Origin of the sequence: Blastococcus haudaquaticus (assembly GCF_900230285.1) — a bacterium.
Lineage (GTDB): Bacteria > Actinomycetota > Actinomycetes > Mycobacteriales > Geodermatophilaceae > Blastococcus_B > Blastococcus_B haudaquaticus.
Genome location: NZ_OCNK01000005.1, coordinates 31,053 through 44,039, shown reverse-complemented (window position 1 = coordinate 44,039; position 12,987 = coordinate 31,053). Strand labels below are relative to the sequence as shown.

The 12,987-nt window shown below is 74.8% G+C and carries 17 protein-coding genes; 12 read left to right on the top strand and 5 right to left on the bottom strand.

The annotated features are described in order from the left end of the window. Positions 1 to 2: 2 nt before the first annotated feature. The 8 genes from hisD to CRP30_RS22835 are packed head-to-tail and all read left to right on the top strand — an operon-like array spanning position 3 to position 7,101. Positions 3 to 1,307, top strand: coding sequence for a histidinol dehydrogenase (gene hisD, locus CRP30_RS18130; protein WP_097185425.1), 1,305 nt, complete (start codon positions 3 to 5; stop codon positions 1,305 to 1,307). Next, positions 1,307 to 2,419 carry a histidinol-phosphate transaminase gene (locus tag CRP30_RS18125; protein WP_097185424.1) on the top strand — a complete coding sequence of 371 codons (1,113 nt, stop codon included), beginning with the start codon at positions 1,307 to 1,309 and terminating at the stop codon, positions 2,417 to 2,419. The genes hisD and CRP30_RS18125 overlap by 1 nt, the downstream gene beginning before the upstream one ends. A gap of 4 nt (positions 2,420 to 2,423) precedes the next feature. After that, the gene (gene hisB, locus CRP30_RS18120; protein WP_097185423.1) at positions 2,424 to 3,032 is read left to right on the top strand and encodes an imidazoleglycerol-phosphate dehydratase HisB; all 609 of its coding nucleotides are present in this window, start codon (positions 2,424 to 2,426) and stop codon (positions 3,030 to 3,032) included. Between the two features lie 3 nt (positions 3,033 to 3,035). Then, positions 3,036 to 3,212, top strand: a complete 177-nt coding sequence (locus tag CRP30_RS22840; RefSeq protein ID WP_200814846.1) for a hypothetical protein — start codon at positions 3,036 to 3,038, stop codon at positions 3,210 to 3,212. 4 nt (positions 3,213 to 3,216) lie between these two features. Continuing rightward, complete coding sequence (locus tag CRP30_RS18115) at positions 3,217 to 3,825, top strand: nucleotidyltransferase family protein (protein WP_097185422.1); 609 nt, start codon at positions 3,217 to 3,219, stop codon at positions 3,823 to 3,825. Positions 3,826 to 3,835: 10 nt separating this feature from the next. Then, the gene (hisH, locus tag CRP30_RS18110; protein ID WP_097185658.1) at positions 3,836 to 4,474 is read left to right on the top strand and encodes an imidazole glycerol phosphate synthase subunit HisH; all 639 of its coding nucleotides are present in this window, start codon (positions 3,836 to 3,838) and stop codon (positions 4,472 to 4,474) included. Between the two features lie 40 nt (positions 4,475 to 4,514). Further along, complete coding sequence (locus CRP30_RS18105; protein ID WP_097185421.1) at positions 4,515 to 6,845, top strand: M20/M25/M40 family metallo-hydrolase; 2,331 nt, start codon at positions 4,515 to 4,517, stop codon at positions 6,843 to 6,845. Between the two features lie 13 nt (positions 6,846 to 6,858). Then, complete coding sequence (locus tag CRP30_RS22835) at positions 6,859 to 7,101, top strand: hypothetical protein (protein ID WP_200814845.1); 243 nt, start codon at positions 6,859 to 6,861, stop codon at positions 7,099 to 7,101. Between the two features lie 35 nt (positions 7,102 to 7,136). Here CRP30_RS22835 and CRP30_RS18095 read toward each other — a convergent pair whose 3' ends face one another. The 3 genes from CRP30_RS18095 to CRP30_RS18085 are packed head-to-tail and all read right to left on the bottom strand — an operon-like array spanning position 7,137 to position 9,076. Next, positions 7,137 to 7,898 carry an SDR family NAD(P)-dependent oxidoreductase gene (locus tag CRP30_RS18095; RefSeq protein ID WP_097185420.1) on the bottom strand — a complete coding sequence of 254 codons (762 nt, stop codon included), beginning with the start codon at positions 7,896 to 7,898 and terminating at the stop codon, positions 7,137 to 7,139. Continuing rightward, positions 7,885 to 8,484, bottom strand: coding sequence for a nitroreductase family protein (locus CRP30_RS18090; RefSeq protein WP_097185419.1), 600 nt, complete (start codon positions 8,482 to 8,484; stop codon positions 7,885 to 7,887). The genes CRP30_RS18095 and CRP30_RS18090 overlap by 14 nt, the downstream gene beginning before the upstream one ends. Positions 8,485 to 8,527: 43 nt before the next feature. After that, complete coding sequence (locus tag CRP30_RS18085) at positions 8,528 to 9,076, bottom strand: TIGR03086 family metal-binding protein (RefSeq protein WP_097185657.1); 549 nt, start codon at positions 9,074 to 9,076, stop codon at positions 8,528 to 8,530. A 37-nt stretch (positions 9,077 to 9,113) separates the two neighbouring features. Between CRP30_RS18085 and CRP30_RS18080 the strand changes: the two genes are divergently transcribed. From CRP30_RS18080 to hisF, 4 genes are read left to right on the top strand one after another with little or no spacing between them, the layout of a single operon-like run. Further along, positions 9,114 to 9,953, top strand: coding sequence for a helix-turn-helix domain-containing protein (locus CRP30_RS18080; protein ID WP_097185418.1), 840 nt, complete (start codon positions 9,114 to 9,116; stop codon positions 9,951 to 9,953). 37 nt (positions 9,954 to 9,990) lie between these two features. Beyond that, a complete protein-coding gene (priA, locus tag CRP30_RS18075; protein WP_097185417.1) occupies positions 9,991 to 10,722 on the top strand; it encodes a bifunctional 1-(5-phosphoribosyl)-5-((5-phosphoribosylamino)methylideneamino)imidazole-4-carboxamide isomerase/phosphoribosylanthranilate isomerase PriA in 732 nt (243 codons plus the stop codon). Beyond that, positions 10,719 to 11,111, top strand: coding sequence for a RidA family protein (locus CRP30_RS18070; RefSeq protein WP_097185416.1), 393 nt, complete (start codon positions 10,719 to 10,721; stop codon positions 11,109 to 11,111). The genes priA and CRP30_RS18070 overlap by 4 nt, the downstream gene beginning before the upstream one ends. Continuing rightward, positions 11,108 to 11,932, top strand: a complete 825-nt coding sequence (gene hisF / locus CRP30_RS18065) for an imidazole glycerol phosphate synthase subunit HisF (protein WP_235003524.1) — start codon at positions 11,108 to 11,110, stop codon at positions 11,930 to 11,932. The genes CRP30_RS18070 and hisF overlap by 4 nt, the downstream gene beginning before the upstream one ends. Here hisF and CRP30_RS18060 read toward each other — a convergent pair. Both CRP30_RS18060 and CRP30_RS18055 read right to left on the bottom strand, forming a co-directional pair. After that, positions 11,925 to 12,341: a hypothetical protein gene (locus CRP30_RS18060; protein ID WP_097185415.1), complete on the bottom strand. Its 417-nt coding sequence runs from the start codon at positions 12,339 to 12,341 to the stop codon at positions 11,925 to 11,927. The two genes, hisF and CRP30_RS18060, sit on opposite strands and share 8 nt — an antisense overlap. A gap of 93 nt (positions 12,342 to 12,434) precedes the next feature. Beyond that, a complete protein-coding gene (locus CRP30_RS18055) occupies positions 12,435 to 12,947 on the bottom strand; it encodes a hypothetical protein (RefSeq protein WP_097185414.1) in 513 nt (170 codons plus the stop codon). Positions 12,948 to 12,987: the final 40 nt, after the last annotated feature.

The following is a 12,987-nucleotide window of genomic DNA, read 5'->3' as shown; positions in this document are numbered from 1 at the left end:
CCGTGCTCGCCCGCATCGACCTGCGCGGATCCGCGCTGCCGGGCTTCCGTGACCTGGTCGGCCTGCTGCCGCGTGCCGGCACGGACATCGACTCGGTCATGGCCACCGTCCGCCCGCTGTGCGAGGACGTCCGCATCCGGGGGGCCCAGGCCGTCCGCGAGATCACCGCCCGCCTCGACGGCGTGGACAACGAGGACTTCGCCGTTCCGCAGGACGCCCTCGACCGCGCGCTGGCCCAGTGCGATCCGACGCTGCGCGCCGCCCTCGAGGACGCGATCGCCCGGGTGCGCAAGGTGCACGCAGACCAGCGTCGCACCGACGTCACGACCGAGGTCGTCCCCGGCGGGACGGTGACCGAGCGCTGGGTGCCGGTGCGCCGCGTCGGCCTCTATGTGCCCGGCGGTCTGGCCCCGCTGCTGTCGAGCGTGGTCATGAACGTCGTCCCCGCGCAGATCGCCGGCGTGGAGTCGATCGCCGTCGCCTCCCCGCCGCAGCGCGACCACGGCGGGCTGCCCGACCCCGGCGTCCTGGCCGCCTGCGCCCTGCTCGGCATCACCGAGGTGTACGCCGTCGGCGGCGCCCAGGCGGTCGCGGTGTTCGGCTACGGCGCCGGTTCCTGCGAGCCGGTCGACATGGTCACCGGCCCAGGGAACGTCTACGTCACGGCGGCCAAGCGCCTGCTGCGCGGCATCATCGGCATCGACTCGGAGGCGGGCCCGACCGAGGTCGCGATCCTGGCCGACGACACGGCCGACCCCGCCCACGTCGCGGCCGACCTGATCAGCCAGGCCGAGCACGACCCGCTCGCCGGAGCGGTCCTCGTGACCACCAGCGAGGCGCTCGCCGACGCCGTCCTCGCGCTCGTCCCGGGGCAGGTCTCGGCCACCAAGCACTCCGACCGCATCACCACCGCGCTGAACGGCACCCAGTCGGGCATCGTGCTGGTCGACGACATCGACGCGGGCCTCCGCGTGGTCGACGCCTACGCCGCCGAGCACCTGGAGATCCAGACTCGGCGACCGCGCGAGGTGGCCGCACGGGTGCGGAACGCCGGCGCGATCTTCGTCGGCGCGTGGTCGCCGGTCTCCCTCGGCGACTACGCCGCCGGCTCCAACCACGTGCTGCCCACCGGTGGCTGTGCTCGCTTCTCCAGCGGGCTGTCGGTGCAGTCGTTCCTGCGCGGGATCCACGTCGTCGAGTACGACGAGCAGGCCCTGGCCGGGGTCGCCGGGCACATCGACGCACTCGCCGGCGCCGAGGACCTGCCGGCCCACGCAGCCGCGGTCAGGATCCGGCAGACCCGCTGATGTCCGGTATCGAGGAGCTCCCGCTGCGGCCGGAGCTGCGGGGCCGCACGCCCTACGGCGCCCCGCAGGTGCCTGCCACCCACCGGCTCAACACCAACGAGAACCCCCACCCGCTGCCGGCGGAGCTGCTGGCCGACCTCGGCGCGGCGCTGGGCTCCGCGGCCCTGGAACTCAACCGCTACCCCGACCGGGACGCGGTCGCGCTGCGCACCGACCTGGCGGTCTACCTGTCCCGCACCAGCGGGACGCAGGTCGTGCCGGAGCAGGTCTGGGCGGCCAACGGGTCCAACGAGGTCCTCCAGCAGATCCTGCAGGCCTTCGGCGGGGCCGGCCGGACGGCGCTGGGCTTCACGCCGTCCTACTCGATGCACCCGATCATCTCCGCGGGCACCGGCACGGCCTGGGTCGACGGCCACCGGCGGGCCGACTTCACCATCGATGCCGCCGCGGCCGCGGAGCAGATCCGCGAGGTCGATCCGGCTGTCGTCTTCGTGACCAGCCCCAACAACCCGACCGGCACCGCCGTCGCGCTGGAGACCATCGAGGCGCTCTACGCGGCCACCACCGGCGTGCTCGTCGTCGACGAGGCCTACACCGAGTTCGCGCGCACCGGGACGGCGTCGGCGCTCACCCTGCTGCCCGGCCGTCCCCGGCTGATCGTCAGCCGCACGATGAGCAAGGCCTTCGGCATGGCCGGGCTGCGGCTGGGCTACCTGGCCGCCGATCCCGCGGTCGTCGACGCACTGCAACTCGTCCGGCTGCCCTACCACCTGAGCTCGCTGACCCAGGCCGCCGCCCGCACCGCCCTGGCGCACACCGACGCGCTGCTGGCCACCGTCGACGCGGTGAAGGCGCAGCGCGACCGCATCGTCGATGCGCTGCCCGCCCTCGGGCTGACCAGCGTGCCGAGCGACGCCAACTTCGTCCTGTTCGGCCACTTCGCCGACGCACCCGCCGCCTGGCAGGCGCTGCTCGACCGCGGTGTCCTCGTGCGCGACGTCGGGCTGCCCGGCTGGCTGCGGGTGACGGCGGGGACGACCGCGGAGACCGACGCCTTCCTCACCGCGCTGGGTGAGATCGCGCCGGATCACCGCACCACTCTGGGAGACTGACCGCATGAGCCTGACCGCACGCCGTACCGCCCGGGTGGAGCGCGAGACCAGCGAGACGAAGCTGGTCGTCGAGCTCGACCTCGACGGCACCGGCACCAGCTCGATCAGCACGGGCGTGGGGTTCTACGACCACATGCTCACCGCGCTGTCCAAGCACAGCGGCATCGACCTCACCGTCCGGGCCGACGGCGACCTGCACATCGACGCCCACCACACGGTCGAGGACGTCGCGATCGCGCTGGGCCAGGCGTTCGCGCAGGCGCTGGGCGACAAGCGCGGCATCACCCGTTACGGCGACGCGACCATCCCCATGGACGAGGTGCTCGCCCAGGCGGCCGTCGACCTGTCCGGCCGGCCGTACTTCGTGCACGCCGAGCCCGAGAACATGACGCCGATGATCGGGCCCGACTACCCGACCAGCCTGACCAAGCACGTGCTGGAGACCTTCGCCTTCAACGCGAAGATCAGCCTGCACGTGCGGGTGCTGTACGCCGGCCGGGACGCCCACCACATCGTCGAGGGGCAGTTCAAGGCGCTGGCCCGGGCGCTGCGTCAGGCGGTGGCCCTCGACCCGCGGGTTACCGACGTGCCCTCCACCAAGGGCGCCCTGTAACCGGTGGACTTCGGCCTGGTCCTGCTGCTCCTGGGCGGCTTCCTGCTCGGCGGCGCCTGGAGCATCTGGCGGTCGGACGACGACGAGAAGGGTCGCACGGGTCCGCAGGTGGTCTTCGCCGTCATCCTGCTGGTCGCGGCCCTGCTCGCCAGCGCCTCGGGCCTGCTCCGGCTCGTCTGACCCGGTGCGGGACCGGGCAGAGGAGCGGTTCCTCGGCATCGTGCTGGCCGACTCGACGGTGCGGGCGGTGCTGGAGCGCGCGCCCGCGCTCGGCGTCGGAGACTGGTGGCTCACCGCCGGGGTGCTGTTCCAGACGGTGTGGAACGACCTCACCGGCCGCCCAGCGGGCACCGGCATCCGCGACGCGGACCTCTTCTACTTCGACCCGGACACCTCCTGGGACGCCGAGGACGCCGTCATCCGGGCCGGTGCGGAGCTGTTCGCCGACCTCCCCGTGCCGGTGGAGATCCGCAACGAGGCCCGGGTGCACCTCTGGTACGCCGACCGGTTCGGGACGCCGGCGCCGCCCTTCCGGGACTGCGCGGACGCGATCGACTCCTTCGCGGCGGTGTGCTGCTGCTACGGCCTGACCGTGGACGCCGAGGGGGTGCCGCACGTCTACGCACCGCACGGCTACGACGACCTGTTCTCGATGACCGTGCGTCCGAACGGGCGGCTGGCCCCACGGCACGTCTACGAGAGCAAGGCGGCGCGCTGGCTGGGGGAGTGGCCCGAGCTCACGGTGCTGCCCTGGGACGGGAACAGACCGGGGCCCGATCTCGCTGCTGGGTAGCGTGGGAGACGTGAAGAAGGTGGCGATCCTCGACTACGGGTCGGGGAACCTCCGGTCGGCCGAGCGGGCGCTCGCCCGGGTAGGCGCGGACGTGACGGTGACCGCCGATCCGCAGACGGTGCTGGACGCCGACGGACTCGTCGTCCCCGGTGTCGGGGCGTTCGCGGCCTGCATGGACGGACTGCGCGCCGTCGACGGCCCTCGGATGATCGGCCGCCGTCTCGCCGGCGGCCGGCCGGTGCTGGGCATCTGCGTCGGCATGCAGGTCCTCTTCGACCGCGGCGTCGAGCACGGGCACGACGCCGAGGGCTGCGGGGAGTGGCCGGGTGTGGTGGAGCAGCTCGAGGCGCCGGTCCTCCCGCACATGGGCTGGAACACCGTCGAGGCTCCCGAGGGCACCGTGCTGTTCGACGGCCTGGCCGACGAGCGCTTCTACTTCGTGCACTCCTACGGCGTGCGCGACTTCCCGCTGGCGGCCGACGGCCCGCCCTCGCCGCTGGCCAAGCCGAAGGTCACCTGGGCCGAGCACGGTGACCGCTTCGTCGCCGGCGTCGAGAACGGCGCCCTCTCCGCGACGCAGTTCCACCCGGAGAAGAGCGGGGACGCCGGGGCGCAGCTCCTCACCAACTGGCTGCAGACACTCGACTGACCTGCGGGGCGGTGACCTGCCGCGCACCTAGGGTGACGCGGTGCCTGCCGACCGGTCGCGCCCGCCACGGCGCCCGAGCCGGGTCGCCGGATTCGTCGTGGTCGCGGTGCTGCTCGGTCTCGCCGGCTGGATCGCCGCCGACCTGAGGCCTCCGGAGCCGCTCGCGGTGGACGCGCCCGCGGAGCAGTTTAGCGCCGGCCGGGCGTTCGCCCACGTGGAGGAGATCGCCACGGGGGTGCGCGTACCGGGCAGCGCCGCCACCGACCGCGTCGTCGACGATCTGGTCGACACCCTCAGCGCGCTGGGGCTGGACACCCGGGTCCAGAACGCCGTCGGCGCCGTCCGCACGGCGTCCGGCGAGACGCGGATGGCGCGCGTCCAGAACGTCGTGGGGGTGCTGCCCGGCGCGGACAGCACAGGCCGGATCTTCCTCACCGCCCACCACGACTCCGTGGAGACCGGGCCCGGCGCTGCCGACGACGCGGCCGGGGTGGCCGCCGTCCTGGAGTCGGTGCGGGCGCTGACCGCGGGCCCGCTGCTGCGCAACGACGTCGTGGTGGTGCTGACCGACGCCGAGGAGGCGTGCTCCTGCGGGGCCGAGGCGTTCGTCGACTCCCACCCCCTCGCCGCGGCCGGAGGCGTCGTCCTCAACCTCGAGGCCCGCGGCACCAGAGGACCGCCGATCATGTTCGAGACCTCCAGCGGGAACGCCGGACTGGCCGAGGCCTACGCCGCGGCAGCCCCGCACCCGGTGGCGACCAGCTTCGCCGTCGAGGTCTACCGCGCGATGCCCAACTTCACCGACTTCAGCGTCTTCCTCGCCGACGGCGGCTTCACCGGCCTGAACACCGCCTTCATCGACGGCGCGGCCGGGTACCACACGCCGCAGGACGTGCCGGAGCGCCTGGACCGCGGGTCGCTGCAGGCCATGGGCGACAACGCGCTCGCGACGGCGCGGGCCCTTGGGAACGCCGACCTGACGGCGCTCGCCCGGCCGGAGGCCGACGACGCCACCTACTTCCCGGTCCTCGGCGAGCTGGTGCGCTACCCGGGCCGGCTGGTGTGGCCGGTGGCCGGCGGGGCCCTGGCCGCCGTCGCACTCCTGGTGCTCGTGGTCGCCCGCCGGGGCATCAGCTCCCTCCGGCGGACGATCGTGGGCACCCTGCTCGCCGCTGTCCCGCTCGTGCTCGCCCCACTGGCGGCGCAGGGCACCTGGCTGCTGCTGGTCGCGATCCGCCCCGGCTACGGGCAACTGCTCGACCCGTGGCGTCCCGGCTGGTTCCGGCTCGCCTGCGTCGCGGTGGTGGCCACCGTGGTGCTGACCTGGTTCGCGCTGCTGCGCCGCCGGGTGGGTGCCGTGCCGCTCGTCGTCGGTGGGCTGGTCTGGCTGGCGGCCCTCGCGGGTGTGCTGGCCGCCGTCGCGCCCGGTGGGTCCTACCTCGCGGCCTGGCCGGCGCTGGCCGGGGCGCTGACCGGACTGCTCGCCGCCGCCACCCCGTCGCGGGTCGTGCGGCTCCTCGCGGCGCTGGTCGGGGGCGCGGTGGCCGTCGCGGTCCTCGCCCCGACCGTCGTCCTCTTCCTCCCGGCGCTCGGACTCAGCTCGGCGGCCGCCCCGGCGGCGGTCGCGGCGCTGCTGCTGGTCGCACTGCTGCCGGCCCTCGACCTGCTCTTCCCGGACGAGACGGAGCACCGGCCCCGGGCGGTGGCGGCGGTGCCCGCGGCGGTGCTGGGTCTCGCGGTCGCCTGCACCGGTGCCGGGCTGGCCGTCGACCGCTTCGACGCGACGCATCCGGTGCCCAGCCGGCTGGCCTACGTCCTCGACGCCGGGACCGGCCAGGCCTCGTGGGTGAGCACCGAGGGCTCGCCCGGGGACTGGACCGCGGGCTACGTCGGGTCCCGGTTCGAGCTGCCGGTCGACTACCCCTACCTCGGCGGCGACGTGTGGTCGGGTCGCGCCGAGGCGGCCGACCTCGCCCCAGCCGACGTCGAGACGGTGTCGGACACCCTGGTCGGGGGCCGGCGCGAGCTCACCGTCCGGGTGACCCCCCAGCGCAGCGGCGTCCGAGTCGTGGTGCTGGACCTGCGGGTCGACGGCGGGACCGTGGTGGGTGCGCGGATCGGCGGGCGGGCCGTGCCGGAGGAGGAACTGGGCGGCGACCGGGTCTGGATCGTGTTCCACGCACCGCCCGAGGACGGGCTGCAGGCGTCCGTCAGCCTCGAGGGCGGGGGCGCCGCGGAGCTCCGGGTGATCGACGTGAGCGACGGTCTGGCAGGCCTGCCAGGCTTCGAGCCCCGGCCGGACGGCGTCGACGCAGCCGGTGCCCACAGCACGGACGTCGTCCTCGTCGCCGGAACCACACCGCTCGGCTGAAGGGAGCCAGGAGATGGACGAAGAGGTATTGCTCGTCGTGGCCGCGGTCGCGGTCACGCTGACCGCGCTCGCCGTCTCCGGGGCGCGCGGGAACCGGAGGCCGGACCGCGACCAGGGAGGCGGCGACGGCAGCGCCGGTGCCTACGGCAGCCATCACGGCGGCGACGGCGGCCGGAATGACAGCGACGGCGGTGGCAGCGATGGTGGCGGCGACGGCGGCGGGGGCGACGGCGGCGGTGGTGGCGGAGGCGACTGACCGCCGTCGCCGCGTCGGACGTCCCGGGCCGGGGTTCAGCTGCGGAGGTAGGAGGCGCCGTTGACGTCGACGATGGTGCCGCTGGAAAACCTGGCTGCCGGCGAGGCGAGCCAGAGCACCGCAGCCGCGACCTCGTCGGCCCGGGCGACCCGGCCGAACGGCGACTGCGCCCGCACGGCATCGCCGCCGGGCCCGTCCAGCACCTCGCGGGCCATCTCCGTCTGCACGAAGCCCGGCGCCACGCAGGTGACCGAGATGCCGTGCGGCGCCAGGGCCAGCGCCATCGACTGGGCGAAGGCGTTGAGCCCCGCCTTGGAGGCGCCGTACGCGGGATTGTTCGGCTCGCCCCGGAAGGCGCCGCGGCTGGACACGTTGACCACCGCACCGCCACCGGCGGCGATCAGGTGCGGTACGGCTCGGAACGTGGCGTTCGCGGCACCGACGAGATTGGTCGCCAGCGTCTGCGCCCACGCTGCCTGCCAGTCGGCGTAGGACGTCTCCAGCGGCGGGTGCGCGGTGAACACGCCGGCGTTGTTGACCAGCACGTCCAGGCCGCCGAGGTCCTCTGCCGCCCGGTCGACCATCGCGCCGACCGCCTCGGCGTCGGTCATGTCCGCCTGCACGAGCAGGTGCCCCTCGCCGGGCAGCTCGGCCAGCACCTGCTGGGCCCGATCGCGCGAGCTGCCCCAGTGCACCGCGACGCGGTCGCCCTGCTCGGCGAAGGAACGGGCGATCGCGCGGCCGATGCCGCGCGACCCGCCGGTCACCAGAACCCGCCGACCCTCACCAGCTGCCACGGTGCACCACCTCCTCCACGGGGCGACGGCCCCGCCGCAGCGAGGGGGAGCGACGGTCGTCGTCCCCCGGGTAGCCGACCGACACGCAGCCGACCGGCCGGTACTCGGCCGGCACACCGAAGGCCGCCCGGACGGCTGCCACGCGGTCGGGCGGGACGCCGAAGAAGCAGGCGCCCAGGCCCTCGTCGACGGCCGTCAGCAGCATCAGCAGCGAGGCCATGCCGGCGTCGACGTCCCAGTAGGGGACCGGCCAGCGCGCCTCGTCCCGGTCGGTCCAGCCCTTGTCGGGCTCGGCGTAGCGCTCGAGGTAGGCGCTCTTGTTGGCCAGCGGGACGATCAGCAGCGGCGCCCGCCGCATCCGGGTGAGCCAGCCGTCGGGCGTGCCCTCTCCGGTGGTCGCCGTCCAGAACCGGTCCCGCTCCTCGGGCGTCTCCAGGACGAGGAACGCCCAGCCCTGGCTGAATCCCGCCGACGGCGCCCGGATCGCGTGCTCGAGCAGCCGCTCCCGGACCTCGGCCGGCACCGGCCGGTCGGGGTCGTAGTCGCGGACCATGCGACGGCGGCGCACGACGTCGGCGAACTCCACGCCCTCACCCTGTCATCCGCCTACCTGGGCCGGCGGACCGCGGTCAGGCGACGCGGCCCAGCCGGGCCAGCACCCGGGTCTCGCGGGGAGCGGTCTCGGGGGCGTCGACGGCGGCGCCGCAGACGCCGTCCGTGTACAGCGCCGGGCCGAAGCTCTCGGCGCCCTCCTCGATGCGGTCCAGCTCGTCGGCGGTCAGCCCGGCGTCCACCCCGGCGGCGCGGGCGATGTCCCAGCGGTGCACGAGCATGTCCCACACGTAGAACTGCAGGAACGTCGCGCCCACCGTCGTCGGCCCGAAGAAGCCCTCGAACTCCCGGTCGGGGACGGCGTCGTCGGTCAGGGCCGCCGCGACCGCCGCGGCGTGCGCGCGCCAGGCCGCGGCCGGATCGGGGGCGAGGTCGGGCGCCGCGCCCAGATCCACGCCGTGGGTGCCCAGGAACTCGCGCTGGGTCGTGATGAGGTGGCCGACCACGTCCGCGGCCGACCACCCCTCGCACGGCGAGGGGGCGCTCCAGGCGGCCGCCGGCACGCCGGCGAGGAGGACGGTGAGGGCGTGGTCGGCCGCTGCGTACTGCGTCGCTGTCCGGTTCATGGGCCGACCGTAGGGACGTGCGGCAGGCTCGGTCTTGATGAAACCCGACAGCAGCCGGCCGATGGACTCCATCGAGCGGGCCCACCTCAAGGACCCGGACGACGCCTCGCACGTCATGTACCGGTATCCGGCCGACCCGGAGTTCGACGGCTTCCTGCAGCGGTTCTGGATCCCGGTCTGGTCGGTGCCTCCCGGGATGGAGGCGCCGCAGCGGGTCCTGCAGTACCCCGTCTCGCTGGTGGTCGTGGCAGCGGACTACGCGCGCTTCTACGGCGTCGTGTCCGGGCTGTCGACCACGACGCTGTCCGGCGAGGGCTGGGCGGTGGGGGTCATGTGCGCGCCGGCCGCGGGGGCCCTGATCGCCGGCGGGCCGATGACCGACCTCACCGACCGGTTCGTGGACGTCGCCGAGGTCCTCGGGGCAGCGGGGGAGCGGCTGACGGCGGAGGTGCGCGGTGCCATGGCCACGGACCCGCACTCCGCCGACGCCCATGCCCTCGCCATGGCCTCGTTCGGGGCGGTGCTGCGCCCGTTCCTGCCGGTCGACGACGACGGCCTGCTGGTCAACCGGGTGGTCGACTTCGTCGAGAGCGACCGCGAGGTGACCCGCGTGGCGCAGGTGTGCCAGCAGTTCGGGCTGTCCGAGCGGGCGCTGCAGCGCCTGGTCGGCCGCCGGCTGGGGCTGACGCCGAAGTGGCTCATCCAGCGCCGGCGGCTGCAGGAGGCGGCCGAACGGCTCCGCGGCGATCCACAGCGGCTGGGCGACGTGGCAGCTCTGCTGGGCTACGCGGACCAGGCCCACTTCACCCGCGACTTCGCCGCGGTGACCGCGATGACGCCGGGGCAGTTCGCCGCCCGGCACGCCGCCGGGAGCTGACGACGGCCGCCCGCGGGGGCGTCCCTAGGCTGTCGGGGTGCCGAAGCTGCAGCTGCTCCCCGCCGTCGACGTCGCCGACGGCCAGGCCGTCCGCCTGGTCCAGGGGGAGGCCGGGAGCGAGACCTCCTACGGCGACCCGCTCGACGCGGCGATGCAGTGGCAGCGCGACGGCGCCGAATGGGTGCACCTGGTCGACCTCGACGCCGCCTTCGGCCGGGGCAGCAACCGCGAGCTGCTGGCGCGCGTGGTGGGCGAGCTCGACGTCGACGTGGAGCTCTCGGGCGGCATCCGCGACGACGAGTCGCTGGCCGCGGCCCTGGCCACGGGCTGCCGCCGGGTCAACCTCGGAACGGCTGCGCTGGAGTCGCCGGAGTGGTGCGCCCGCGCCATCGCCGAGCACGGCGACCGGATCGCCGTCGGCCTCGACGTGCGTGGCACCCGCCTGGCCGCCCGCGGCTGGACCAAGGAGGGCGGGGAGCTGTACGAGACCCTCGCCCGCCTGGACGCCGAGGGCTGCGCCCGCTACGTGGTCACCGACATCACCAAGGACGGCACGCTCCGCGGCCCGAACCTCGAGCTGCTCCGCGAGGTCTGCGCCGCGACCCCGCGGCCGGTGGTCGCCTCCGGCGGCGTGAGCTCGCTCGAGGACATCCGCGCGCTGGCCGGGCTGACCGCCGTCGGCGTGGAAGGCGCGATCGTCGGCAAGGCGCTGTACGCCGGGCAGTTCACGCTGCCCGAGGCGCTGCGGGTGACGGAGGACCTGGCGTGAGCGTCATCCGGCTGGGCTCGGGTGCGCCGTGGGAGGGGGTCGTCGGCTACAGCCGCGTCGTCGTCCGCGGAGAGGCGGCCTGGGTGAGCGGGACGACGGCGGTCGTCGACGGGACGGTCGTGCACCCCGGGGACGCGGGCGCGCAGGCCCGGCATTGCCTGGCGACGATCGAGCAGTCCCTGGAGCGGGCCGGGTTCACGATCAACGACGTCGTCCGGACCCGGATGTTCGTCACCGACATCTCCCGCTGGGAGGAGGTCGGCCGCGCGCACGGCGAGTTCTTCGGCGACGTCCGCCCGGCGACGACGATGGTGCAGGTCGCCGCCCTCATCGACCCGGCGATGCTGGTGGAGATCGAGGCGGATGCCGTCCGCGGGGTGCCGGCGTGAGTGCCGGGGGCGGCGGAGCCGGGAAGAAGGGCTTGGCCGTCCGCGTGATCCCGTGCCTGGACGTCGACGCGGGGCGGGTGGTGAAGGGCGTCAACTTCGTCGACCTGCGCGACGCCGGTGACCCGGTGGAGATGGCGCGGGTCTACGACGCCGAGGGCGCCGACGAGCTCACGTTCCTGGACATCACCGCCAGCTCGGGCGACCGCGCCACGACCTACGACGTGGTGAGCCGGACGGCGGAGAGCGTCTTCATCCCGCTGACCGTCGGTGGCGGCGTGCGCAGCCCGGAGGACGTGAACCGGCTCCTGCGCGCGGGCGCCGACAAGGTCGCGGTGAACACGGCGGCGGTCGCCCGGCCGGAGCTGATCGCCGAGATCGCCGACCGGTTCGGCAACCAGGTGCTGGTGCTGTCGCTGGACGCCCGACGGTGCCAGGACGGAGCGCAGACGCAGTCGGGCTTCGAGATCACCACGCACGGCGGACGGCGGGGGACCGGTCAGGACGCCGTCGAGTGGTGCATCCGGGCCGCGGAGCTGGGTGCCGGGGAGATCCTGCTGAACTCGATGGATGCCGACGGCACCCGCGCGGGCTTCGACACCGACCTGATCCGGCAGGTGCGCCGGGAAGTGACGGTGCCGCTGATCGCCAGCGGGGGGGCGGGCGCTCCCGAGCACTTCCCGCCCGCCGTCGAGGCCGGCGCCGACGCCGTCCTGGCCGCCAGCGTCTTCCACTTCGGCGTGCTGCGGGTCGGCGACGTCAAGGACGCCCTCGCCGCCGCGGGAGTCCCGGTCCGACACGAGGCGGACACGCCGCTCACCTGACGGCCGCGCCGGCGTCTCCCCGCGTGCCTGCGAGGAAGAGGGCTGCGCCCGAGAGCAGGTTGAGGGCGACGGTTGCCCGAGCCGCCGGCGACCGCGGCCGGAGCCCCCACGACGCGGGCTCGGCGATGGTCCCCACGAGCACCACGGCGCCGAGGACCGCACACGTCCGCGCGGGCCACCGGTCGCCGGTCCCGGAACGCGCGGCGGCGATCAACGCGATGACCGGCATGGGCCAGGGGGCCGCGACGCCGGAACCGAGCCCGAGCGCCAGGTGGACCGGGACGCGTCCGGGGAACCGGATGCCGAACGGCTCGTCCGGCAGCAGCGGTTGGCGCAGCGCCACGGCCGTGGTGAACGTCGTCGCGGCCGCGAAGAAGGATCCCGCGGCGAGCATCGCCCGGTCGGCCATGAGGTCTCCGCTCCCACGTCGCGGGTCCGTCGTGGACGAGTGAAGCGCCCGCTCGGGTCGCCCGGCAAGAGCCGCCGCGACGCCGGTGGACGGTCAGGCGGGCCGGTACCGGTGCAGCACGGCGCTCGTGGCCATCACGGCCAGCGAGAGCCCGGTCTGCACCCAGGTCCACCAGCCCACGGGGGTGTGGCCCGCGAGGGGGCACACCATGGTCATGACAGCCATCAGGGCCCCGGCGGCGAGGCCGTAGCGCGCCGAGTTCCGGTTGCCCCGCCACAGCGCGACCACCGCGGCGACGATCGTGCCCAGCGCCGCGAGTTCGATCGGCAGCTGCCACAGCGGGTAGTCCACGTGGTGGGTCGGCATGGGCTCGATCGCCGGGCACAGGATCCATGCCAGGGCGAAGCCGATCGCGAGCAGCCTCCCGGAGTCCCGTCCGAGGCCGTCCGCGCGGAGGGCGGGGCGGCGCTGCGCCGGCAGGTTCCAGGGCGCCGCGGGTTCCGGGGGCTGCGCCGCGTGCGCCGGGCGGGCCGGCGGAGCTTCCGGGGCGGGTTGCGGCGCCGCTCGTTCAACGGTCGGCGGCTGCGGGGCGTCGGCGACGGACATGGGGGCACGGTAGGGGTGCGCGGCCCGCGAGGCACGCACA